The sequence below is a fragment of the Allobosea eneae genome (genome assembly GCF_042657265.1).
Classification (GTDB): domain Bacteria; phylum Pseudomonadota; class Alphaproteobacteria; order Rhizobiales; family Beijerinckiaceae; genus Allobosea; species Allobosea eneae.
Window position 1 is genome coordinate 76,567 of the sequence record NZ_JBHSLW010000028.1, and the last position, 22,640, is coordinate 99,206.

Genomic DNA, 22,640 nt, shown 5'->3' on the forward strand with positions numbered 1-22,640 from the left:
GGTTAAGCCCCGCTTAAGCCGGCGGGCCGGGCTGGAATTCGCGCCGCTGTTGCCGCGCTGCCGTTGATCGCGGGCGGCAGGCCGCGCATATGAGAGGGTCACAACCGACCCCCGACAGGCCGAGGCAGAGACGACATGACCCGCCCCTTCGACCGTCCCGCAATCGCACGCGCTGCCCATGGCGGAGGCGCGGCCGAGGCGCTCGGCGCCCTGCCGGAATGGGATCTAACGCATCTTTACCCGGCAATGGATTCGCCGGTCTTCACCGCTGATGTCGAGCGCGCGGCGGTGGAGGCGCGGCGTTTCGCCGAGCTCTATCGCGGCAAGCTTTCGGCGCTCGCCGCGCGCGAGGATGCCAGCGCGGCCCTCGCCGAAGCGGTGAGGGCCTATGAGGGGCTAGAGGACCTGGTCGGCAAGATCATGTCCTATGCAGGCCTGGTCTATTCCGGCGACACCACCGATCCGCAGCGCGCCAAGTTCTATGGCGACACCCAGGACAAGGTCACGGCGATCTCGACCGAGCTCCTGTTCTTCGGGCTCGAACTCAACCGGATCGACGAGGCGCTGCTGGCCAAGGCCGCGGCGCAGGCACCACTCAGCCACTTCAAGCCCTGGCTGGAGGATCTCGCCAAGGACAAGCCGCACCAGCTCGAGGACCGGATCGAGGAACTCTTCCACGAGAAATCGGTCACCGGCCACGGCGCCTGGAACCGGCTTTTCGACGAGACCATCGCCTCCCTTCGGTTCAAGGTCGGCGGCGACGATCTCACCCTCGAACTGACGCTGAACCGGCTGCAGGACGCCGACGGCGCCGTGCGCAAGGAGGCGGCCGAGGTGCTCGGCACCGTCTTCCGCCAGCATTTGCGCACCTTCGGCCTGATCACCAACACGCTGGCCAAGGACAAGGAAATCTCCGATCGCTGGCGCAAGTTCGAGGATGTCGCCGACTCGCGCCATCTGGCGAACCGGGTCGAGCGCGAGGTCGTCGATGCGCTGGTCGCGGCGGTGCGGGAGGCCTATCCGCGCCTGTCACACCGCTACTACAAGCTGAAGGCGCGCTGGTTCGGCCAGGAGGCGCTCGACTATTGGGATCGCAACGCGCCGCTGCCCAAGGTCGAGCAGCGCACCATCCCCTGGGCGGAAGCGCGCGACACGGTGCTCTCGGCCTATGGCGACTTCTCAGCCGACATGGCGGGGATCGCGCGGCGCTTCTTCGACGAAAGCTGGATCGATGCGCCGGTCCGGCCGGGCAAGGCGCCAGGCGCCTTCGCGCATCCGACAGTGCCATCGGCGCACCCCTATGTCCTGCTGAACTACCAGGGCAAGCCGCGCGACGTGATGACGCTGGCGCATGAGCTCGGCCATGGCGTGCATCAGGTGCTGGCCGGGCCGAACGGCGCGCTGATGGCGCCGACGCCGCTGACGCTGGCCGAGACGGCGAGCGTGTTCGGGGAGATGCTGACCTTCCGCAAGCTGCTCGACGAGACGCGCGACCAGAGGCAGCGCAAGGCGATGCTGGCGGCGAAGGTCGAGGACATGATCAACACGGTCGTGCGCCAGATCGCGTTCTACTCCTTCGAGCGCAAGGTCCATGAAGCCCGCCGGCAGGGCGAATTGACGGCGGAGAATCTCTGCGATCTCTGGCTCAGCGTGCAGTCGGAGAGCCTCGGGCCGGCGATCCGGCTCGGGCCGGGCTATGAGACCTTCTGGGCCTATATCCCGCACTTCATCCACTCGCCCTTCTATGTCTATGCCTATGCCTTCGGCGATTGCCTGGTGAACTCGCTCTATGGCGTCTACCAGAATTCGGCCTCGGGCTTTCAGGAGCGCTATTTCGCGCTGCTCTCGGCCGGCGGCACCAAGCACCATTCCGAACTGTTGAAGCCCTTCGGCCTCGATGCACGCGATCCCGCCTTCTGGCAGATCGGCCTCAGGATGATCGAGGGGCTGATCATCGAGCTGGAGGGGATGGAGTGAAGCGGGGCGGGCGGTGAGCTCAGTCGTTTTCGACCGCGCGCTCTATCGCCGCCGCCTCTCGGCTGCGCTCGCTGCCGGCTATCCGGATTTTCTGCTGGCGCGCTGCACCTCCGATCTCGACGAGCGGCTGTCGGCCGTGCTGCGCCGTTTCGAGCAGGCCGCCGATCTCGGCACGCCGCTGCCACTGGCCGGCCCGGTGCTGCAGGCGCGGGCGGGTGAGCTGCTGCGCATGGCCGAGGTCGCGGGTGGCGGCGCAGACATCATCGGCGATCTCGAAGCCTTACCCTTCGCCGTTGAATCGCTCGATCTCGCGGCATCGCTGCTGGCGCTGCATGCGGTCAACGACCTGCCCGGCACGCTCATCCAGATCAAGCGGGCGCTCAGGCCGGACGGGCTCTTCATCGCCTGCCTGCTCGCCGGACAGAGCCTGACCGAGTTGCGCCAGTCGCTGCTGGCGGCCGAGGTCGAGCTGACCGGCGGGGCGAGCCCACACATCGCGCCCTTCGCCGATCTGCGCGATCTCGGCGGCTTGCTGCAGCGGGCGGGTTTCGCGCTGCCGGTGATCGACAGCGAGAGCGTCACCGTCCGCTATGGCGACATGTTCGGGCTGCTGCGGGACCTGCGCGCCATGGGCTGGGCCAATGCGCTCGCCGAGCGCAGCCGCAAGCCGCTGCGGCGCGGGGTCTTGCTACGGGCGGCGGAACTCTATGCCGAGCGCTTTGCCGATTCCGATGGGCGCCTGCGTGCGACCTTCGAGATCGTCTGGCTCTCCGGCTGGGCGCCGCATGAGAGCCAGCAGAAGCCGCTGCGGCCGGGCTCGGCCAAGGCCCGGCTGGCCGATGCGCTCGGCGCGGCCGAGATCGGAACGGGCGAGAAGGCTGGGGGAGGGGAGCGATGAGCGACAAGCCGGTCAGGCTCGGGCGCGGCGATTTCCGCCTGTTCCGGACGATCCCGACACGCTGGGCCGACAACGACGTCTTTGGTCACGTCAACAACGTGATCTATTACAACTGGTTCGACACGGTGGTGAACGCCTGGCTGATCGAGCAGGGCTTTCTGGACGTGAAGGAGAGCAAGATCGTCGGTCTGGTCGTCGGCACGCGCTGCGACTATTTCGAGAGCGTCGCCTTTCCCGAGATCGTCGAGGGCGCGCTCGCGGTCGAGAAGCTCGGGCGTTCCTCGGTGACCTATCGCATCGGCATTTTCCGGCAGGGCGGGGAACGGGCCGCGGCGCAGGGCCTCTTTACCCATGTCTATGTCGAGCGCGATCCGCAGACGCCGGTGCCGATCCCGGCGCAGTTGCGCGCCGCCATGGCGGAGATCGGGGTAGGGTAGTCGGCGTTCGGCGCCGTTCACGCGATCAGCAAACCGCAATGCTCGGCGAACGGATCGAAGTCGCGATCCTGATGCAGTAGATGGTGGCCATGCGTGATGCAGTAGCTGGCAATGATCAGGTCGGCGGTCTTGCGGATCGTGATGCCACGTGTGCGCAGCCGTCGATAATGGCGGGCGGCAATCGGTGCGAGTTCCAGGCTGGAAATCGCGACTTGCTCGAAGACACTGAGGTCGCGCTCGATTCTGGACGCGTGGCGATCGTCGCGGCTCCCTTGCAGCAATTCGAGCAGAACCAAATCTGTCAGCAGGATTTCCGATCGATTGCGGATCGCGAGCAGTCGCTCGACCTGCGGTGTGCCCCGATCGCGTAGCAGAGAAATCCAGACCGAGGTGTCTACGACGATCATTTCTGCCGATGATCGGGCTCGCCGAGCCGCATGGCGTCGAGATCGCTTTCCCAGCCAAGTCCGCGCAGGTCTTCCAGGGCCCGCCGCCGCCGGTGATCTTGGACGAGCTTTCGTAGCGCTTCTTCAACAGTGGCTCTTTTGGTCGGCAAGCCTGTTGCTTCCATCGCCTCGGCGAGCAAGTCGTCATCAAGCTCGATATTGGTGCGCATGGCGGCCTCGATGTGTAGGAATTATCCGGATTATACACATCAAGTGGTTGGCGCTCAATCTGTGTGCCACCGCCGCGATTGTCTCAGACGCCGTTTTCAGGCTATTGCCCCCGCTTGAGATCGAGCCCCTGGCTCGCCCCCTCCGTCAGGAACAGGCCGCGTGATTCCCAACGACATCAAGATCACCCCGCAGCTGGTCGCCGAGCACGGCCTCAAGCCGGACGAGTACCAGCGCTTCCTGCACCTGATCGGGCGCGAGCCGTCGATCACCGAGCTCGGCATCGTCTCGGCGATGTGGAACGAGCACTGCTCCTACAAGTCGTCGAAGATCCACTTGAAGACGCTGCCGACCAAGGCGCCCTGGGTGATCCAGGGACCGGGCGAGAATGCCGGCGTGATCGACATCGGCGACGGGCTCGCCGTGGTCTTCAAGATGGAGAGCCACAACCACCCCTCCTTCATCGAACCCTATCAGGGCGCGACCACCGGCGTCGGCGGCATCCTGCGCGACGTCTTCACCATGGGCGCGCGGCCGATCGCGGTGCTCGACGCGCTGCGCTTCGGCGACCCGTCGCACCCCAAGACCCGTCATCTCGTTTCCGGCGTCGTCGCTGGCATCGGCGGCTATGGCAATTCCTTCGGCGTGCCCAATGTCGGCGGCGCGACCGGATTCCACCGCCGCTATGACGGCAACATCCTGGTCAACGCCATGGCGGTCGGCCTGGCGAAGGCCGACGAGATCTTCTATGCCAAGGCCTCGGGGGTCGGTAAGGCGATCGTCTATCTCGGCTCCAAGACCGGCCGTGACGGCATCCATGGCGCGACCATGGCCTCGGCCGCCTTCGACGAGGGCGCCGAGGAGAAGCGCCCGACCGTGCAGGTCGGCGACCCCTTCGCCGAGAAGCTGCTGCTCGAAGCCTGCCTCGAGATCATGGCCGCCGGCCATGTCGACGCGATCCAGGACATGGGCGCGGCAGGCCTGACCTGCTCGGCGGTCGAGATGGGCGCCAAGGGCGACCTCGGCGTCGAGCTCGATCTCAACGCGGTGCCCTGCCGCGAAGCGCAGATGAGCGCCTATGAGATGATGCTCTCGGAGAGCCAGGAGCGCATGCTCATGGTGATCAAGCCCGGCCATGAGGAACCGGCCGAGGCGATCTTCCGCAAATGGGGCCTCGACTTCGCCGTCGTCGGCAAGACCACCGACACGCTGCGCTTCGTCGTCAAGCATGACGGCGAGACGATGGCCGACCTGCCGATCAAGGAACTCGGCGACGAGGCTCCCGAATACGACCGGCCCTGGGTCGAGACGCCGAAGCGGCCCGTGGTCGAGGCGGCGAGCGTGACGCCGCCGATGTCGAATGCGGGCGCCCTGCTCGCGCTGGTCGGCTCGCCCGACCTCTCTTCGAAGCGCTGGATCTACGAGCAGTACGACACGCTGATCCTCGGCAATTCGGCAGTGACGCCGGGGGGTGATGCCGGCATCGTCCGCATCGAGGACGGCCCGAAGGGGCTCGCGATGACCACCGACGTGACGCCGCGCTATTGCGAGGCCGATCCGTTCGAGGGCGGCAAGCAGGCGGTGGCCGAAGCCTGGCGCAACCTGACCGCGGTCGGCGCTACGCCGCTCGCCATCACCGACAACCTCAACTTCGGCAATCCGGAGCGGCCCGAGGTCATGGGCCAGCTCGTCGGCTGCATCCGCGGCATCGGCGAGGCCTGCAGGGCGCTCGACTTCCCCGTCGTCTCCGGCAACGTCTCGCTCTACAACGAGACCAACGGCGTCTCGATCCTGCCGACCCCGACCATTGGCGGCGTCGGCGTCCTCACCGACGTCACCAAGCATGCGACCGTCGGCTTCAAGGCCGAGGGCGAGGCGATCGTCCTGATCGGCGAAACCAAGGGCTGGCTCGGCCAGAGCGCCTATCTCGCGACGGTCTGTGGCCGTGAGGAGGGCGCGCCGCCACCGGTCGATCTAGCTGTCGAGCGCCGCAATGGCGAGTTCGTGCGCTCGCTGATCACTGCCGGACGCCTCAGCGCTTGCCACGACCTCTCGGATGGTGGCCTTGCCGTCGCGCTCGCCGAGATGGCGATGGCGAAGGGCATCGGCGCCACCATCGCGGCCCTGCCGGCCGGCCCGGCTCATGCGGTGCTGTTCGGCGAGGATCAGGGCCGCTACCTGTTGTCGCTGCCGGCCGGTGCTGCCGAGGCGGTCGTCGCCGAAGCCAAGGCCGCCGGCGTGCCGGCTCAGATCGTCGGCAAGACCGGCGGCAGCGAGCTTATTCTGCCGGGTGAGGTTGCCGTTTCGGTCGCAGCCCTCAGCAAGACCCATGAGAGCTGGCTGCCGGACTACATGGCCGGCAAGGCCGCCTGAGGAGATTTGCGATGGCGATGGAAGCGAGCGAGATCGAGCGCCTGATCAAGGCGGCGCTGCCGGATGCGGTGGTCGAGATCAAGGATCTCGCGGGTGACGGCGACCACTATGCCGCGACGGTGACCTCCGCCGCGTTCAAGGGCAAGTCGCGCGTGCAGCAGCACCAGATGGTCTATGCCGCCTTGCAAGGAAATATGGGCGGCGTGCTGCACGCCCTTGCGCTGACGACGCAGGCATCAGATATTTGAGGAATGACATCAGAACTGCCAGTGGGTGAGCCAGCCAGCCATACGCTGGCTCTGCTCCGAAATGTCGATCGAAAGCTCGACCGTCTCCTTGAGGCGGTTTCACGTCATGATGTCCGGCTGGGACGTGTCGAGCGCGACCTCAATGAGGTCAAGAGCGATCTTGTCTTAGTTGAGAACAAGATTCTGACTCAGACCAACGAAATCATTTCCGCCGTTCAGCGCCTCGACGAACATCAGCGGCGCTTCGGAAACGTGCTGGAATTGGATGATCATACCCCTTGAATGGATGAATGTGATGTCTGACATCAACGCCCGTATCGACGCCGAAGTGAAGTCCAGCGACGTGGTGCTCTTCATGAAGGGCACGCCGCAATTCCCGATGTGCGGCTTCTCCGGCCAGGTGGTGCAGATTCTTTCTTATGTCGGCGTGCCGTTCAAGGGCGTCAATGTGCTCGAGGACCAGGAGATCCGCGAGGGCATCAAGGCCTATTCGAACTGGCCGACGATCCCGCAGCTCTACGTCAAGGGCGAGTTCGTCGGCGGCTGCGACATCACCCGCGAGATGTTTCAGGCTGGCGAGTTGCAGGCGCTGCTCGAAGAGAAGGGCATCGCCGTCAAGCAGGCGAGCTGACGGAGCCGCAGGCCTTTCGCCTCGACGGGTGCAGGACGCTGGCTTGTGCTATGAAGCGGCATGAGCGGTTACATCACCCTGCGCGAGCGCCATGAGCGCAAGCTTGCGGAGTACCAAGCTTCGGTGGAGGCGCTGAAGCCGATGCTCGCTGCCTATGCGCGCGAGCATGGCGGGGTGTTCATCCTGTTCGGGTCCGCGGCGCGCGGAACGCCCAATGATCAAAGCGATGTCGACATTCTGGTCGACTTTCCGGAGGCGAACCTGATGGTCGCATGCGGGTTCGCCGAAGATGCATGCTGGGCGCTGGGCCTGAGGCCCGATGTGCGGCCCGTGACATGGACCTCCGGCAAAGTGGTAGCGCGTGCCCGAGCCGAAGGCCTGATTTTGGCGTAAGGCGAATAGAGCGATGATGGCGGAGCGCTGGGGAGACATCAAAGCCGACATCGCTGCGGCAAAGCGCCATTTTGCCGCCGCCGAGCGCATCGGCCGGCAAGAAGCGATCGATACTGCAACCGACGCTGGCTATGACGCTGCAATGGCGCTCCAGCATGCCATGCTCGCCGGCTATACGTCCTTTGAACTCGCTCTGCGCCGAATCCTGGCGCTGCTCGACGAGGAGGCGCCGGTCGGACCAGACTGGCACGCTGCGCTCATCCGCCGTGTCTCGACGCCAATCGCAAATGCTCGTCCTGCCATCATCAGCCCGAAACTCGCTGGCGATGCAGCCGAATTGATGCGCTTTCGGCATGTCGCCATGCACAGCTACGATAATTTCGATTTCGAGCGTACGAGAACGGCGGTTGCCGCCGCCGGGCGCTTCCTCGCGCGCATAGACGATGAGCTCGCGACGTTCCGCGCCGCTATCGATCCGGACTAAGCCGCCTCACTTCACCAGCAGCCAGTCCTCGACCACCAGCGCATCGAGCCCTGATGTATAGAACATCAGGATCGCATCCTCGCTGGTGTGCAGGATCGGCTTGCCCATGATGTTGAAAGAGGTGTTGAGGATCACCGGCACGCCTGTGAGCTTGTGGAAGGCCGAGATCAGCGCGTGATAGCGCGGATTGCGCTGCGTCGTGACGCTCTGCAGGCGCCCGGTTGCGTCCTCATGGACGACTGCGGGGACGCGGTCGCGCACCGCTTCCTTCCAGGTCAGCGTGCGCTCCATATAGGGCGCATCCTGGTAGTTCTCGAACCAGTCGGGGCCGTGCTCGGCCAGGATCGAGGGCGCGAAGGGCCGGAAGGCCTCGCGGTACTTCACCTTGGCGTTGAGGATGTCCTTGGCGTCGGCCGGGCGCGGGTCGGCCAGGATCGAACGGTTGCCGAGCGCGCGCGGTCCGAACTCGGCGCGCCCCTGCGCCCAGCCGATCAGCTTGCCTTCGGCTAGGAGCTTGGCCGTCGCGGTGATGATTTCGTCGGGCGAGAGCTTCTTCAGGCGCGGCTCCCAGGCGGCCATGCGCTCGAACGGCTCGGTCGAGAGGCTGGAGCCGAGATAGGGGCTCATCGGGCCCTTCGGCGCCTGCCAGCCCGGATTCGCCTCGGCATGGGCGAGCCAGGCGGCGCCGATCGCATTGCCGTCATCGGCCGGGGCGGAGGGGACGTGGACCTGCTTGAAGCCGTGGCGGCCGACGATCTTGCCGTTGAAGGAGGAGTTGAGCGCGCAGCCGCCGGCAAGCACGAGGTTTTCCGATGGGCAGAGCGCCGCCGTTTCGGCAAGCAGCGCCTCCATCATCTCGGCGAAGACGTCCTGGCCGCAGCGCGAGAGATCGGCCCAGCCCTTGTCGAGTGCATCGGCCGGGCGGCGGGCGAGGATCTCGTCGGCGACGCTCTGGACCGTCGCGGCATCGGCGAAGCTGAGCTTGGTGCCCTCGACGCGATAGAGCTTGCGCAGCAATGCGAGCAGCTCGGGATCGCGCTTGCCATAGGGCGCGAGCCCCATGATCTTCCATTCCTCGCCCTTGGCCTGGTCGAAGCCGGCGAGGTCGGTGACGAAGCCGAAATAGAAGCCGATCGATTCGCGGCCGCGATGCCGCTTCAGCTCGGTGAGGCGGCCGTCCTTCAGCGCGAAGATGGCGGAGGCGCCGGTCTCGCCCATGCCGTCGACGACGAGGCAGGCGGCGTCGCGGAAGGGCGAGGACCAGGCGGCATAGGCGGCGTGGCTGAGATGATGGCCGTAGCGCTTGATCCCGGTGAGCTTCGCCTCGCCGAAGGCGCGGTCGAGGCCGAGCAGGGTGCCGAGGCCGGCGCGCTGCTGCTGGTGGTGCAGGTTGGCGATCAGGGCGCGCTCGCTGCGCTCGGGCACGAGCGAGCGGTTGAAGGCGGGCGAGAGCTTCAGGAGCGAGTCGAGGCTGAAGGAGCCGGCGCGGCTCATCTGGTCGAGGAAGCCGGTGAACTCCTCGCCCCAGCTGGTGGCGAGCCTGATCTCGACGCCCTTGGGAATGTAGCGCTTGACCAGGCTTTCCATCCGCGCCGCCGTGTCCGGCTCGCAGTTCGGCGCGCGCTTGTATTGCAGGTAGCGCTCGGCCGCCTCGGCGAAGAGGACCTCGCCGTCGGGATCGACGATCGCGATGGCCGGGTCGTGGAAGGTGGTGGCGAGGCCGATAGTGTAGCTCATGGCCGGCAGCGTATGGAGCAGCCGGCCGGCCATGGCAAATGTTGCAGAGCGGTGACGCCAAGCCTTGGCGTCAGTCGATCACTTGGCGAAGGCGACGCTGTCGGCAATCGTCTTGATCGCGGGCTCGAGCGAGGGATAGCTCGACTCGTCGGCGCTGACGATCATGCGTACGAAGCGGCCGTCCGGGCCGAGGCCCATATACTGGGCGAAGCGCTTGCGGGTCGTGCCTTCCGTGGTCGTGCCCGAGAGCATGACGCCGTCCTTGTCGCCGGCGAAGGTGACGGTGTCGCGCTTGGTGATCTCGGCCTTCTCGAAGCCGCGCGTCGTCGAAAGCAGCTTTTCGCCCGCGGCGGCCAGTTGCCCGGCGGCGACCTGCCCTCCGGTCTGATAGGTGACGATCAGCATGGGCTGGGAGCCCTTGGAATCAACGTTCAGCGGGCCGGAGGTCATCAGCACGCCGAGGCCGCCGAAGGTGTCGACGACGCGGAAGGGCTCGGTGGCGCGGACTCGGAAGGGCAGGGCTGCGAGCTTCTGGTCGATCGTCGGCTCTGCGCCGAGCGACACGGTCTTCAGCATGGCGACGATGTCGTCGCCGTCGAGATCGGAATCATCCGGCGCCTGCACCGTGATCATCACGGTCTTGGCGCCCTTGAGCAGCACGATCCATTTGTCGAAGGTCGCGGCTCCGAGTGCCTGCTGGCCGGTCAGGATGCGGCCCTTGCCGGCGGCGGTGTCGATGTCCTCCGCGTCGTCAATGGTGATGTTCTGCTTGGCGAAGTTGGTCTTCGCCGTCTCGAGATTGGTGAACAGCGTCGAGAGTTGCGGATGCGCCTCGGGCGGCAGCTCGACGACGAGCACGGAGGCCTTGGCCTCGGCGTTCTCCAGCCCGGCGAACTTCGTCGAGGGCACGAAGCCCTTCAGTGGCGCCAGCGAGACCGTCGTACCGGAGATCGCGGTTCGATCCTGCGCCTGAACGCCGACCGCCAATCCAGCGGCCAGCAGCCCGCCCATGGCCAGGCGAAAGGTGGTTCGGGCGGCGTGGCGCACCGCGCTCATGTCGAATCGGATCATCGCATCGCTCCTGTATGATCGGTGGGACCCGCGTCGCCGACAACGGGCCATGCTGTAACTGGCTCAGCGGATACAGGTTCACATCCCGCGATCTTGCCGATCGAAGGATGAGGCCCGGGCCGCTTGTCGCTCTTGCACGTGTCAGCGCCGTGATCGACGCCCTGTGCGGATCAGCGCCGACCGATCGCGGCGGTGATCATCGCCTTGGCATCGGCGCCGGCCCATTCGGCCGGGCCCTGCAACAAGGCGAGCTCGCAGCCGGCCGGGTCGACCAGCAGGCTGACCGGCATGCCCTCGACCTTCTTCACGGCGCGGATGTCCTGGAAGACCTTGGCCTGCGGATCGGCATAATAGGCGAGGCGGGTGATGGTCTTGTCGGCCAGCCACTTCTTCGGCTTGTCGGGGTGGCGCGTGTCGATGTTGATCGCCACCACCTCGAAATCCGGACCGCCGAGCGCGCCCTGGAGCGCGTCGAGCGCCGGCATCTCGGTCAGGCAAGGCAGGCACCAGGTCGCCCAGAGATTGACCAGCACGGTCTTGCCGCGGAAGGCTGACAGCGTCGTCGGCTTGCCGTCCGGGCCGTTGAAGGCGAGGTCGGGCAGCAAAGCCGGCTGCTTGGCGACCTCGACGGCGGCCACCTCGCCCTTCGCGAGGGGACGCAGCGCCTCCACCTTCGTCGCGGCGGCACTGCAGACGGAATTGCCGGCCACGCCCCGCACGGAGTAGAAGGCGCCAGCGCCGCCCAATACCAGCAGCGCGAGAGCCCCGCAGGCCATCATCATTTTCGACCGAGACGTCATCGCGCGTCCTTGAAGAGCAGGAAAGACCGCCGTGAGCAACCGCATGTGGGGTGGGCGTTTCGCCACAGGTCCCGACGCCATCATGGAGGAGATCAACGCCTCCATCGACTTCGACCAGCGCCTGTGGCGCCAGGACATCCGCGGCTCGCTGGCGCACGCCGCCATGCTCGCCGAGACCGGCATCCTGACGCGCGAGGACGTGGACGCGATCTCGGACGGACTCAAGGGCATCGAGGCCGAGATCGAGGCCGGGCGCTTCACGTTCTCGCGTGCGCTCGAAGACATTCATATGAATGTCGAGAGCAATCTCAAGGACCGGATCGGCCTCGCTGCCGGGCGCCTGCACACCGCCCGCTCGCGCAACGACCAGGTCGCGACCGACATGCGCCTGTGGGTGCGCGACGCGCTTGATCAGCTCGACGAGCAGGTCGCCGACCTCCAGCTCGCCCTTGCCGAGAAGGCCGATATGTATGCCGGGGCGGTGATGCCGGGCTTCACCCATCTGCAATCGGCCCAGCCGGTCACCTTCGGCCACCATCTGCTCGCTTATGTCGAGATGCTGGCGCGCGACCGCGGCCGGCTTCGTGATGCCCGCGAACGCATGAACGAATGCCCGCTTGGCGCCGCCGCGCTCGCCGGCACCTCCTTCCCGATCGACCGGCACATGACCGCCAAGGCGCTCGGCTTCGCCCGTCCGACGGCGAACTCGCTCGATTCGGTCTCGGATCGCGATTTCGTGCTGGAGACGTTGTCGGCCGCCTCGATCTGCGCCATGCACCTGTCGCGCCTTGCCGAAGAGATCGTGCTGTGGGCGACGCCGCAATTCGGCTTCGTCAAGCTCTCGGACAAGTTCTCGACCGGCTCCTCGATCATGCCGCAGAAGCGCAATCCCGACGCGGCCGAATTGGTGCGCGGCAAGGCCGGGCGCGTCTTCGGGGCGCTGCAGGGGCTGCTGACGATGATGAAGGGCCTGCCGCTGACCTATTCGAAGGACATGCAGGAGGACAAGGAAGGCACCTTCGATGCGGTTCAGACGCTGTCGCTCTGCCTTGCCGCCAGCGCCGGCATGATCCGCGACATGCAGCCGGACCTGAAGACGATGAAGAAGGCGGCCGGCCTGGGCTACGCCACTGCGACCGACCTCGCCGACTGGCTGGTGCGCGTGCTGAAGATGCCGTTCCGCGACGCCCATCACGTCACCGGCCGGCTCGTCGGCATCGCTTCGGCCAAGGGGGTCGGGCTGGAAAAGCTCTCGCTCGCCGAGATGCAGGAGGTCGAGCCGAAGATTTCCGACGAGATCTTCGCCGTGCTCGGCGTCGAGCGCTCGGTGAAAAGCCGCACCAGCTATGGCGGCACCGCTCCCGCCAATGTGAAGCGGCAGGCGAAGCGCTGGTTGAAGCAGCTCGCCAAGGACGGCACCCGTCATGCTCAGGCTTGACCCGAGCATCTCTTGACGGAGATTCTCGGATCTGCGCTTCGCTCCGCCCGTGAATGACGCCCGTGAGGCTCGCAAGCTTGCGCGCCATTCGCTACAGTCCCTTCGACGCCTTGCCCGAGGATACCCGTTCGTGCCGCATTCCCGTCTGACTATCGGCCGCGCCGTGCTGGTCGCCGGCTTCCTCGGTCTCGCGCTCTCCGCCTGTGGCCGCCGTGGTCCGCTTGAGCCGCCTCCGAACGCCCAAAACGCGATCGATCTGCCGGACGCGCAGACCGGAGCCGTCGAGAACACCTTCAACGCGACGGAAGCCTCGCCGCTCGGCAAGCCGCCGAAGCGCAACCGGCCGATCGAGGTTCCCGAGAAGCCTTTCGTGCTCGACCCCTTGCTCTGAGCGCCCGATGCATCACTTCGCCTATCGCGACGGCGCGCTCTTCGCCGAGGATGTCGACCTGCGCGAGATCGCGGAGAAGGTCGGCACGCCTGTCTATGTCTATTCCTCGGCGACGATCGAGCGGCATTACCGCCTCTATGAGGCGGCGATGGCCTCGACCACGCCGGGCAAGCCGGCGCATGTCTTCTACGCCATGAAGGCGAACAGCAATCTCGGCGTGCTGAAGACGCTCGCCGCGCTCGGCGCCGGCGCCGATACGGTGTCCGAGGGCGAGATCCGTAAGGCGCTCGCCGCCGGCTTCCCGGCCAGCAAGATCGTCTTCTCCGGCGTCGGCAAGGCCGAGAGCGAGCTAGCCTTTGCGGTCGAGGCCGGCATCTATCAGGTCAATATCGAGACCGAGGGCGAGCTCGACCTGCTGTCGAAGGTGGCGCAGCGCCTGGGCAAGCGCCAGGAGGCGGTGTTCCGGGTCAATCCCGACATCGGCGCCGGCGGCCACGCCAAGATCACCACGGGCTCCTCGGCCAACAAGTTCGGCGTCTCCTTCGAGGAGGTGCACCGGCTCTATGCCCGTGCCGCCAATATGGCGGGCGTCAGGATCATGGGGCTCGCCGTGCATATCGGCAGCCAGATCCGCGAGGTCGACGCCTTCGAGGCGGCCTATGTGAAGATGCGCGACCTCGTGCTGGCGCTGCGGGCGGAAGGCCACCGCGTCGACCGGCTCGACCTCGGCGGCGGGCTCGGCATTCCCTACGATATCCCGCGCGAGTTCGATCACGGCCCCGGTCTGATCGAGGCCTATGCCGCGATGGTCGCCCGGGTGACGAAAGGGCTCGATGCCGAACTCGGCTTCGAGCCGGGCCGGCTGATCGTCGGCAATGCCGGCATCCTCCTGACCAAGGTGCTGCATCTCAATCCGCGCCCGACCAAGGAATTCCTTGTCGTCGATGCGGCGATGAACGATCTGATGCGACCAGCCATGTACGAGGCTTATCACGAGATCTGGCCGGCTGCGGAGCCGGCGGAGGACGCAAAGACGATCGCTTATGACGTGGTCGGGCCGATCTGCGAATCAGGCGACACCTTCACCACCGGGCGCGAACTCTCCGCGCTGAAGCCGGGCGATCTCATCGCCTTCATGACCGCCGGCGCCTATGGCGCCAGCATGTCCTCGACCTATAACCAGCGCCCGCTGGTCGCCGAAGTGCTGGTGAAGGGCGACAAATTCGCGGTGACGCGCCCGCGTCAGACCTATGAAGAGCTGATCGGCACAGATCGTGCACCGCCCTGGCTGTCCTGACGGCGCTTCACGATTCCAAGAGCGCCTGTGGGCTCGGGCGCTTCGACGCTGGTCACGCCACAATCACGTGCTAGCCTCTCTGCTCGATCGATGAAGCCATTGAGAGCGGCCGCGGGGGGCGGCTCGGAGCATCGGATGAGCGAAACACCGCGCCGGACGGCGCTAGACCCGGTCCAGATGATCCGCAGGCGGCTGGAGCGCCTCGCTGCGGCATCGCGGCTGTCGCTGGCCTGGGAACGGCTCTGGCCGAAGCTGTGGGCGCCGCTCTGCGTCCTCCTCGTCTTCCTCGCCGTCTCCTGGTTCGGGCTCTGGCTGCATCTGCCCTGGTGGGGGCGCGCCGCCGGCTCTGCCATCTTTGCTCTTGCCCTGCTCGCGAGCTTCTGGCCGGCCGTCACCGGCCGCTGGCCCAGCCGCCGCGAGGCGCTGGCCCGGCTCGACCATTCGATGGACGGGGCTCATCGTCCGGCGACCTCGCTCGAGGATACGCTCGCGGTCGGCGGCAAGGATCCGGTCTCGCAGGCGCTGTGGACGCTGCATCTGCAGCGTCAGAGCGCTCATGTCGCTGAGCTGAAGGTCGCGCCGCCCAAGCCGCATATGGCCGGGCGCGACAAGCGCGCGCTGCGTGCGGCGCCATTGGTCGCGGCCGTCGCCGGTTTCTTCGTCGCCGGGCACGAGGCCCTGCCGCGGCTCAGCGCTGCGTTCGACTGGCGCGGGCCTGCGCTCGCGGCAGCCGCGGTCCGGATCGACGCCTGGATCGACCCGCCATCCTATACGCGCATGCCGCCGATCCTGATCGATTTCGGCAGGCTCGCCAGCCCGAACTTCAACGTGCCCGAGAAATCGACGGTGGTGGTGCGCATCGCCGGCAAGAGCGGAATGGATGTCGCGACCACCGGGCGCCTCGACGCCGTGCCGGTCGAGGGCAAGCCCGGTGAAGCCAAGCCCGCTGAAGCCAAGGCGGCGGCGACGAAGACGGTCGCGGTGACCGAGAAGCGCTATCTCGTCGCCGGCGACGGCACCTTGCGCATCACCGGCTCGGGCGCGCCGGCGCAAACGCTCAGCCTGCAAGCGGTCATCGACCAGAAGCCGGAGATCGCCTTCGCCGAGCCGCCCAAGGCGGTCAGCGGCGTGCAGGGCGGGCTCGGCATCAGCTATCGCGCCAAAGACGATTACGGCATCGCCTCGGCCGAGGTCCTGGTCTCGCGTGTCGGGCCGATTTCGGGCGGCCGTTCGCTGGTCGAGGCGCCCAAGCAGGTCTTGCCGGTGCCGCCCTCCGGCGAGGAGGAGATGAAGAGCACGGTCGACTTCTCGGCCCATCCCTGGGCCGGCGCCAAGGTCAATATGAGCCTCTCGGCGCGCGATGAGACCGGGCAGGAGGGGCGCAGCGAGGTTGTCGAGGTGACGCTGCCGCAGCGGACCTTCACCAAGCCGCTGGCCAAGGCGCTGGTCGAGCAGCGGCGCAAGCTGGTCATGGACGTCGACAATCGCAGGAAGGTCCAGCTCGCGCTCGATGCGCTGATGATCGAGCCGGACCGCTTCATGAAGGAGACCGGCGTCTATCTCGGCATGCGCATGATCGGCGAGCGGCTGCGGGGCGCCGCCAGCGACGACCAGCTGCGCGAAGCCGCCGAGATGATGTGGGCGCTCGCGCTCCAGATGGAGGACGGCGACCTCTCGGACGCCGAAAAAGCGCTGCGTGCCGCGCAGGAGAACCTGCAGCAGGCGCTGGAGCGCGGCGCCTCCGAAGAGGAGATGAAGAAGCTTACCGAGGATCTGCGCCGCGCCATGGACCAGTTCATGCGCGAGCTCGCCCAGCAATGGCAGCGCCAGCAGCAGAATGGCGAGCAGAACCAGGCGCAGATGCCGGAGAATTTCCGCACGGTGACGCCACGCGACCTGCAGAACATGCTCAACCGGATCGAGGAGCTGACCAAGCGCGGCGAAATGGCCGAGGCGCAGCGCCTGATGGAGGAGCTCAACAACCTCCTCAACAATCTCAAGACGGCGCGCCCGGGCCAGCAGGACCCGCGCCAGCGCGAGATGAACCAGGCGCTCGGCGATCTCGACAAGATGACGCGTGAGCAGCAGCAATTGCGCGACGAGACCTATCAGCAGGACCAGCAGCGCCAGAACCGGGCCCAGCGCGGTCAGCGTCCTGGCCAGCAGCAGGCCCGCCCCGGCCAGCAAGGCCAACGCCAGCAAGGACAGCAAGGCCAGCGTGGACAACGTGGCCAGCAACCCGGCCAACAGCCAGGCGAGAATGGTGAAGAGGGCGAAGGCGAGGACGGCCAGAACGCCGAAGGCGGGCAGGGCCAAGGTCAGGGCCTCTCGCAGCGCCAGCAGGCTCTGCGCGAGCGGCTGCAGGATCTGCAGCGGCGCATGCGCGGCATGGGCGCCGACCCCGGCGAGCTCGGCGAGGCCGAGGACGCGATGCGCGAGGCCGAAGGCCAGCTCGGCCAGGGCCAGGATGGCCAGGCGGTCGACTCGCAGGGGCGTGCGCTGGAAGCCTTGCGCAAGGGCGGCCAGAACCTCGCCCAGCAGATGCAGGGCGAGCCCGGCGAGGGCGAGGGCAACGAGAACGCCTATGGCGAGCCGGATGGTCGCCCTGCGGGCCGGCCCTCGGCCCAGCAGCGCGACAACAACGACCCGCTCGGGCGGCCGCAGCGCCAGCGCGATTGGGCCGATGGCCGCGTGAGGGTGCCCGGCGCCGACGAGAGCGCGACGCAACGGGCCCGGCGCATCCTCGAGGAGCTGCGCCGGCGCCTCGGCGATCCGCTGCGCCCGACCGAGGAACTCGACTATCTCGAGCGCCTGCTGCGGCGGAATTGATTGCCTTGGTCTCGCGTCATGCTCGGCCTTGACCCGAGCATATCGGACACTGGTGCCTTCTTGTCATGGGATTCTCGGGTCGGCGCTTTGCGCCGCCCGAGAATGACGGCGAGAGTTACCCCGCTCGATTGCCCGAGACGACCGCGAGTGCCGCGATGAAGCGGTCGAGATCGGCTTCCGTCAGATAGGGCGCCGGCGAGATGCGGATCGTGTTGCCCTTGGCGACGCCGCCGCGGCGCACCGTCATTACCTTGTGCTTGTCGCGCAGCGCCGCGACGATCGCGTTGCAGTCGGCGGCCGAGCGCTTGCCGGTCAGGGCGAAGGAGGTGATGCCCGCGACCATCTCGGGATCATCCGGGGTCTGGATCTCGACGCCCTTCAGTTCGCGCGCCTTGGTGACCCAGTAGTTGCGCAGATGGCGATAGCGCGCCTCCTTGGCCTGCGGGCCGATCTCCTGGTGCAAAGCGAGCGCTGCAGGCACGGCGAGCTGTGCGGCGAAGTTCGGCGTGCCGGTGTGGATGCGCGAGCGGACATCGTCTGCTTTGAAGTCCTCGTCGCCATAATGGGTGTCGATATCGGCCAGACGCTCGCGGGCAATGTACATCAGGCCGACGCCGAGCGGCGCGCCGATCCATTTGTGCAGGTTGAAGCCGATGAAGTCGACGCCGAGATCCTTCGCCCTGAAGTCGACCTGGCCCCAGCTATGGGCAGCGTCGAGGATGACGTCGATGCCGCGCGCTTTGGCCATGGCGGCGAGCTCCCTGACCGGCATCATCAGCCCGGTGCGATGGCTGATATGGGTGAGCAGAAGCAGCTTCGTCTTCGGGTTGGCCGCGAGCGCTGCCTCATACGCCGCAAGCACATTGGCCTTGGTCGGCGGCTCGGGGATGTCGAACTTGGCGACCTCGACGCCACGCCGGCCCTTCAGCCAGTTCATCGCATACTGCATCGAATCGTAATCGAGATCGGCATAGAGCACGCCGTCGCCGGCTTTGAGCTTGTTGTAGCCGGCGATCAGCGTCTGCAGCGCCTCGGTGGCGCCGCGCGTCAGCGCGATCTCCTCGCGGGCGACGCCGAGGAAATCGGCCAGCGGCGAGCGGACATTGTCGAGGTCCTGGCCAATCTTGGTGCGGGCGTAGACGGTGTTCTCGAAGTTCACGAAGTCGGTCAAGCGCTTGTACTCGGCCTTCACCGGCTCGGCCATGATGCCCCAATAGCCGTTCTCCAGGTTCACCATGTCGGGGGTGACACTGTAGAGGCGCCGGACTGCGTCCCAGTAGCCGGTGTCGCTGCCGAGATTGCTGGTCGGCAGGGCCGGAAGCGAGCGGGCGAGGGCGGGAGCGGCTGCAGCGGCGAGCGCGGCGGTGCCGAGGCCGGCGAGCAGCGTGCGGCGATTGAGAGCGATGTGATCGGTCATGGCGGGCTTTCCTTGGGGCGGGGGCCCTCGCTAGCCGCACGCTGTTTCAGGGCCGTGACGGTATGGCGGGCGAACTTATCCCCGCCTCGCGAAACGGGTGCATACTGGCGCAATGCGCAAGGGGGAGTGTCGCCATGTCGATGCAGGGATCGCCAGCCGAAGACGGGCCGATCGAGGAGCCACAGGCTCCGCGGACGCCGGACCTCGCCGTCACCGTGTCGCGCCTTGCGCGGCTCGCGCCGATCGGCAAGGCCGAGATCATGAACAACATCGCGCTGCATTTCGACCGGCTCGCCGCCGAGGCCGACCTGACGACGGCGCTGCGCGTCTGCCATTTCCTGGCGCAGGCCGCGCATGAGACCGACCGCTTCCGCACGCTGGAGGAAAAGGGCGGCAGGAAGCAGTTCGCCAAATACGAGGGGCGCGCCGATCTGGGCAACACCGAGCCGGGCGACGGTGCACGCTATCACGGGCGCGGCATCTTCCAGCTCACCGGCCGCGCCAACTACCGGCGCATCGGCCGGATGCTGAACATCGATCTGGAGGGACGGCCTGAGCTGGCGCTCGATCCGCGCATCTCGGTCCAGGTCGCCTTCGCCTATTGGCGCGACCGCAAGATCAACGCCGCCGCCGACCGCGACGACGCCGCCCGCGTCACCCAGCTGATCAATGGCGGGGCCAATGGCCTTGCCGACCGTCGGCAGCTGCTGACGACGGCGAAAGCGATCTGGTTCTAGATCCTCTCCTCACGCTCGCCATTGCAGCCGCAGTGGGCGAGGGGTGTCACGGTGCGGGCAAACGCCTACAGCCCGCCCATCTTGCAGACGAGCGCCCATTCCTCATCCGTCACCGGCTGCACCGAGAGGCGGAACGAGGTGACGAGTGCCATCTTGGCGAGCTTCGGCTCGGCCTTGACCGCGGCGAGGGAGACCGGGTTCGGCAGGGGTTTCAGCGCCTTGAAGTCGACCAGCACCCAGGGCGGGCCGGCCTCGGTCCAGGGATAGTGCTCCTTGATCACCTCGGCGATGCCGACGACCTCGAGACCCTCGTTCGAGTGATAGAAGAAGACCTGCTCGCCGGTCTTCATCGCCATCAGGTTGAGCTTGGCGGTGTGGTTCTTCACCCCGTCCCAATGCGTGCCCTTGGTGCCGGCCTTGACCAGGTCGTCCCAGGAGAAGACCGAGGGTTCGGATTTGATCAGCCAGTGCGCCATCAGCCTTCGTCCTCTTCTTTCTCTTCCTTCAGAGGCACCGGCGGTCGCGACGCCGCTTCGCCTTTCTCGTTCCAGAACCTGACCATCTCGCGTGTCAGCCCGGCATAGTCCTGCGGGCTGAGCTCGACCCTGACCTCCCCCTCGCCGAAAGGCAGGATCAGCACGAAGCGATGCGTGTCCTCGGCGCGCCGGCGGCGCAGCTCGATCACCCGCCCGGCGATGCGCCCGGCGAGCGGCACCGGCTGGCTCTCGGCAATCAGCTCGGAGCCGGTCGTCTTGCGTACCTCGGCGATCCCTCGCGCCACGCGCTTCGTCAGATCGGACCAGTCATTCGCCATGCATATCCTCTCCGCTCAGTTTTCTGCCCGCACCGGCCGCGCCAGCAATTCCGCGACCGCCTCGCGCACCCCGACGGTGCCGGCGATGATGCTTGATACGGCCTCGGCGATTGGCATGTCGATCGCCTGCGCCCGCGCCATCTCGACCAGCACCGGAGCGGTGAAAGCGCCTTCGGCGAGCTTGCCACCCGATGCCTCGGCCGGCGACCGGCCCTCTCCGAGCGCCTGGCCATAGGCGAAATTGCGTGACTGGGCGGTGGCGCAGGAGAGCACGACGTCCCCCAGTCCCGAAAGTCCCATCAACGTCTCGGCCTGGGCGCCATGCGCCTCACCAAATCGGCGCAGCTCCGAGAAACCGCGCGCCACCAGCGCAGCGCGAGCGCTCTCGCCGAGGCCGAGGCCGATGGCGATGCCGGCGGCGATGGCGAGCACGTTCTTGGCGGCGCCGCCGATCTCGACGCCGCGCGGATCATTGCTGTGATAGATGCGCAGCGTCTGTGAGTTCAGCGCCTCGGCCAGCGCCTTCGCCAAAGCGGCATCGGCGCAGGCGAGCGTCAGCGCCGTCGGCAGCCCCCGCGCGATGTCGGCGGCGAAGCTCGGCCCGGACAGCACCGCCGGAACCGCCTGTGGCAGCACCTGGGCGATGATCTGCGTGGTGAAGCGTCCGCTGCCCTGCTCGATGCCCTTGGCGGCGGAGATCACCGGCAGTCCGTGCGGAAGCGCCGGAGCAAGCAGCGTCGAGGCCGCACGCAAGGCCTGCGTCGGCACCGTTAGGATCAGCGCCTCGACCTGCGCAAGCGCCGCGCTGTCCGAAACCGGTTCGATCGCCGGGGGCAGCTTCGCGCCGGGCAATCGCGGTGCCTCGCGCTGGTCGCGCAAACTCGCCACGGTCTCCTCGTCGCGGGCCCAGAGGACGACGCGCCGCCCGGCCCGGGCCGCAGCGAGCGCCAGCGCCGTGCCGAAGGCGCCGGCGCCGGCGACACCGACCGTCTGGTAGCGGGCTCTTGCGCTCACGCCTGCGCCCTGAGTTCGTCGAGCGGCCAGCGTGGCCGCGCCACCGCCCCCATGTCGTCGACAAGGCCAAGCCGGAGGCGTTCCAGCCCGGCCCAGGCGATCATCGCGCCATTGTCGCCGCAGAGTGCCACCGGCGGGGCGACCATCGGCAGGCCGGCCTCGGTCGCAAGGCGCACCAGCCCGTTGCGGATCTGCTGATTGGCGGCGACGCCGCCGGCGACGACGAGCGACGAGGGCTTGATCCCGGCCTCGCGGCAGGCGCGCAAGCCGGCGCGTGTCCGATCGACCAGCACGTCGACCACTGCCGCCTGGAAGGAGGCGCAGAGATCGGCGACGTCGCGCTCCGACAGGGGCGCGATTCGCTCGGCGACGAGGCGCACCGCCGTCTTGAGGCCCGACAGCGAGAAGTCGGGATTGGGCCGCCCGCTCATCGGCCGCGGGAATTCGAAGCGCTCGGGATCGCCCTTGAGTGCCTCGCGCTCGACCGAGGGGCCGCCGGGATAAGGCAGGCCGAGCATCTTGGCGATCTTGTCGAAAGCCTCGCCGACCGCGTCGTCGATGGTGGTGCCGAGGCGCAGATAATCGCCGACGCCGCGCACGGCGAGCAATTGCGTATGCCCGCCGGAGACCAGCAGCAGCAGATAGGGGAAGGCGAGGTCGTCGGTCAGCCGCGCCGTCAGGGCATGGCCTTCGAGATGGTTGATCGCGATGAAAGGCTTACCCGTCACCAGCGCGATCGCCTTCGCCGTGGTGAGGCCGACCATGACGCCGCCGACGAGGCCCGGTCCCGCCGCTGCGGCGACCCCGTCGATCTCCGATGGCTTCATGCCGGCGCTCTCGAAGGCGCGCGCCACGATCCGGTCGATCGCCTCGACATGGGCGCGCGCCGCGATCTCGGGCACGACGCCGCCATAGGCGGCATGCGCCGCGATCTGGCTGAGGATCTCGTTCGACAAAATCTTCGCTTCGCCGGAGCGTTCGACCGAAACGATCGCGGCGGCCGTCTCGTCGCAGGTCGTCTCTATGCCCAGAACTCGCAT

24 protein-coding genes are annotated in these 22,640 nt (G+C 67.2%); 14 read left to right on the plus strand and 10 right to left on the minus strand.

Translation table 11 applies throughout. The features are described from left to right. The first annotated feature begins 135 nt into the window (after nucleotides 1-135). From ACFPOB_RS17265 to ACFPOB_RS17275, 3 genes are read left to right on the plus strand one after another with little or no spacing between them, the layout of a single operon-like run. Nucleotides 136-1,977, plus strand: coding sequence for a M3 family oligoendopeptidase (locus ACFPOB_RS17265; protein WP_377799644.1), 1,842 nt, complete (start codon nucleotides 136-138; stop codon nucleotides 1,975-1,977). A 13-nt stretch (nucleotides 1,978-1,990) separates the two neighbouring features. Beyond that, nucleotides 1,991-2,875 carry a methyltransferase domain-containing protein gene (locus ACFPOB_RS17270; RefSeq protein WP_377799645.1) on the plus strand — a complete coding sequence of 295 codons (885 nt, stop codon included), beginning with the start codon at nucleotides 1,991-1,993 and terminating at the stop codon, nucleotides 2,873-2,875. Next, nucleotides 2,872-3,312: an acyl-CoA thioesterase gene (locus ACFPOB_RS17275; RefSeq protein ID WP_377799646.1), complete on the plus strand. Its 441-nt coding sequence runs from the start codon at nucleotides 2,872-2,874 to the stop codon at nucleotides 3,310-3,312. Before ACFPOB_RS17270 ends, ACFPOB_RS17275 begins: the two co-directional genes overlap by 4 nt. A 17-nt stretch (nucleotides 3,313-3,329) precedes the next feature. On the opposite strand, the gene vapC is transcribed toward ACFPOB_RS17275, so the two are convergent. Beyond that, complete coding sequence (vapC, locus tag ACFPOB_RS17280) at nucleotides 3,330-3,719, minus strand: type II toxin-antitoxin system VapC family toxin (RefSeq protein ID WP_377799647.1); 390 nt, start codon at nucleotides 3,717-3,719, stop codon at nucleotides 3,330-3,332. Beyond that, on the minus strand, nucleotides 3,716-3,928 hold the full coding sequence (locus tag ACFPOB_RS17285) for a type II toxin-antitoxin system VapB family antitoxin (RefSeq protein ID WP_377799648.1): 213 nt from the start codon (nucleotides 3,926-3,928) through the stop codon (nucleotides 3,716-3,718). The genes vapC and ACFPOB_RS17285 overlap by 4 nt, the downstream gene beginning before the upstream one ends. A 160-nt stretch (nucleotides 3,929-4,088) precedes the next feature. On the opposite strand from ACFPOB_RS17285, the gene purL reads away from it, so the two are divergent. From purL to ACFPOB_RS17315, 6 genes are read left to right on the plus strand one after another with little or no spacing between them, the layout of a single operon-like run. After that, entirely contained in the window at nucleotides 4,089-6,299 is a 2,211-nt protein-coding gene (gene purL, locus ACFPOB_RS17290; RefSeq protein WP_377799649.1) for a phosphoribosylformylglycinamidine synthase subunit PurL, read from the plus strand. Between the two features lie 11 nt (nucleotides 6,300-6,310). Continuing rightward, nucleotides 6,311-6,547: a BolA/IbaG family iron-sulfur metabolism protein gene (locus ACFPOB_RS17295; RefSeq protein WP_377799650.1), complete on the plus strand. Its 237-nt coding sequence runs from the start codon at nucleotides 6,311-6,313 to the stop codon at nucleotides 6,545-6,547. Between the two features lie 3 nt (nucleotides 6,548-6,550). Continuing rightward, nucleotides 6,551-6,829 (plus strand): hypothetical protein, encoded by a 279-nt coding sequence (locus ACFPOB_RS17300; protein ID WP_377799651.1) that lies wholly within the window; start codon nucleotides 6,551-6,553, stop codon nucleotides 6,827-6,829. Nucleotides 6,830-6,842: 13 nt separating this feature from the next. Then, nucleotides 6,843-7,178, plus strand: coding sequence for a Grx4 family monothiol glutaredoxin (gene grxD / locus ACFPOB_RS17305; protein WP_377799652.1), 336 nt, complete (start codon nucleotides 6,843-6,845; stop codon nucleotides 7,176-7,178). 60 nt (nucleotides 7,179-7,238) lie between these two features. After that, nucleotides 7,239-7,571, plus strand: a complete 333-nt coding sequence (locus ACFPOB_RS17310) for a nucleotidyltransferase family protein (RefSeq protein ID WP_377799653.1) — start codon at nucleotides 7,239-7,241, stop codon at nucleotides 7,569-7,571. A 16-nt stretch (nucleotides 7,572-7,587) separates the two neighbouring features. Next, nucleotides 7,588-8,055, plus strand: a complete 468-nt coding sequence (locus tag ACFPOB_RS17315; protein ID WP_377799654.1) for a ribonuclease toxin HepT-like protein — start codon at nucleotides 7,588-7,590, stop codon at nucleotides 8,053-8,055. A gap of 6 nt (nucleotides 8,056-8,061) precedes the next feature. Here ACFPOB_RS17315 and ACFPOB_RS17320 read toward each other — a convergent pair whose 3' ends face one another. From ACFPOB_RS17320 to tlpA, 3 genes are all read right to left on the minus strand, one after another. Further along, nucleotides 8,062-9,792, minus strand: coding sequence for a carbamoyltransferase family protein (locus tag ACFPOB_RS17320; RefSeq protein ID WP_377799655.1), 1,731 nt, complete (start codon nucleotides 9,790-9,792; stop codon nucleotides 8,062-8,064). 78 nt (nucleotides 9,793-9,870) lie between these two features. Then, the gene (locus tag ACFPOB_RS17325; protein WP_377799656.1) at nucleotides 9,871-10,863 is read right to left on the minus strand and encodes a hypothetical protein; all 993 of its coding nucleotides are present in this window, start codon (nucleotides 10,861-10,863) and stop codon (nucleotides 9,871-9,873) included. A gap of 170 nt (nucleotides 10,864-11,033) precedes the next feature. After that, a complete protein-coding gene (gene tlpA / locus ACFPOB_RS17330; protein ID WP_377799657.1) occupies nucleotides 11,034-11,663 on the minus strand; it encodes a thiol:disulfide interchange protein TlpA in 630 nt (209 codons plus the stop codon). A gap of 31 nt (nucleotides 11,664-11,694) precedes the next feature. On the opposite strand from tlpA, the gene argH reads away from it, so the two are divergent. The 4 genes from argH (at nucleotide 11,695) to ACFPOB_RS17350 (ending at nucleotide 17,618) form a co-directional block, all read left to right on the plus strand. After that, the gene (argH, locus tag ACFPOB_RS17335; protein WP_377799658.1) at nucleotides 11,695-13,101 is read left to right on the plus strand and encodes an argininosuccinate lyase; all 1,407 of its coding nucleotides are present in this window, start codon (nucleotides 11,695-11,697) and stop codon (nucleotides 13,099-13,101) included. Nucleotides 13,102-13,231: 130 nt separating this feature from the next. Further along, nucleotides 13,232-13,492: an LPS translocon maturation chaperone LptM gene (gene lptM, locus ACFPOB_RS17340; protein ID WP_092156872.1), complete on the plus strand. Its 261-nt coding sequence runs from the start codon at nucleotides 13,232-13,234 to the stop codon at nucleotides 13,490-13,492. 7 nt (nucleotides 13,493-13,499) lie between these two features. Continuing rightward, a complete protein-coding gene (gene lysA, locus ACFPOB_RS17345; protein ID WP_377799659.1) occupies nucleotides 13,500-14,789 on the plus strand; it encodes a diaminopimelate decarboxylase in 1,290 nt (429 codons plus the stop codon). A 135-nt stretch (nucleotides 14,790-14,924) separates the two neighbouring features. After that, complete coding sequence (locus ACFPOB_RS17350; protein ID WP_377799660.1) at nucleotides 14,925-17,618, plus strand: TIGR02302 family protein; 2,694 nt, start codon at nucleotides 14,925-14,927, stop codon at nucleotides 17,616-17,618. Nucleotides 17,619-17,733: 115 nt separating this feature from the next. Here the strand turns inward: ACFPOB_RS17350 and ACFPOB_RS17355 are convergent, their stop codons facing one another. Beyond that, entirely contained in the window at nucleotides 17,734-19,035 is a 1,302-nt protein-coding gene (locus ACFPOB_RS17355; RefSeq protein WP_377799661.1) for an aminotransferase class V-fold PLP-dependent enzyme, read from the minus strand. 134 nt (nucleotides 19,036-19,169) lie between these two features. Between ACFPOB_RS17355 and ACFPOB_RS17360 the strand changes: the two genes are divergently transcribed. After that, nucleotides 19,170-19,772, plus strand: coding sequence for a glycoside hydrolase family 19 protein (locus ACFPOB_RS17360; RefSeq protein WP_377799662.1), 603 nt, complete (start codon nucleotides 19,170-19,172; stop codon nucleotides 19,770-19,772). A 65-nt stretch (nucleotides 19,773-19,837) separates the two neighbouring features. On the opposite strand, the gene ACFPOB_RS17365 is transcribed toward ACFPOB_RS17360, so the two are convergent. Genes ACFPOB_RS17365 through tsaD form a run of 4 tightly spaced genes read right to left on the minus strand, consistent with a single transcriptional unit; the run spans nucleotide 19,838 to nucleotide 22,640 of the window. Then, nucleotides 19,838-20,248: an EVE domain-containing protein gene (locus ACFPOB_RS17365; protein WP_377799663.1), complete on the minus strand. Its 411-nt coding sequence runs from the start codon at nucleotides 20,246-20,248 to the stop codon at nucleotides 19,838-19,840. Beyond that, the gene (locus tag ACFPOB_RS17370) at nucleotides 20,248-20,586 is read right to left on the minus strand and encodes a hypothetical protein (RefSeq protein ID WP_377799664.1); all 339 of its coding nucleotides are present in this window, start codon (nucleotides 20,584-20,586) and stop codon (nucleotides 20,248-20,250) included. Before ACFPOB_RS17370 ends, ACFPOB_RS17365 begins: the two co-directional genes overlap by 1 nt. Before the next feature lie 15 nt (nucleotides 20,587-20,601). Then, nucleotides 20,602-21,600, minus strand: coding sequence for an NAD(P)H-dependent glycerol-3-phosphate dehydrogenase (locus ACFPOB_RS17375; protein ID WP_377799665.1), 999 nt, complete (start codon nucleotides 21,598-21,600; stop codon nucleotides 20,602-20,604). Next, a complete protein-coding gene (gene tsaD / locus ACFPOB_RS17380) occupies nucleotides 21,597-22,640 on the minus strand; it encodes a tRNA (adenosine(37)-N6)-threonylcarbamoyltransferase complex transferase subunit TsaD (protein ID WP_377799666.1) in 1,044 nt (347 codons plus the stop codon). The genes ACFPOB_RS17375 and tsaD overlap by 4 nt, the downstream gene beginning before the upstream one ends.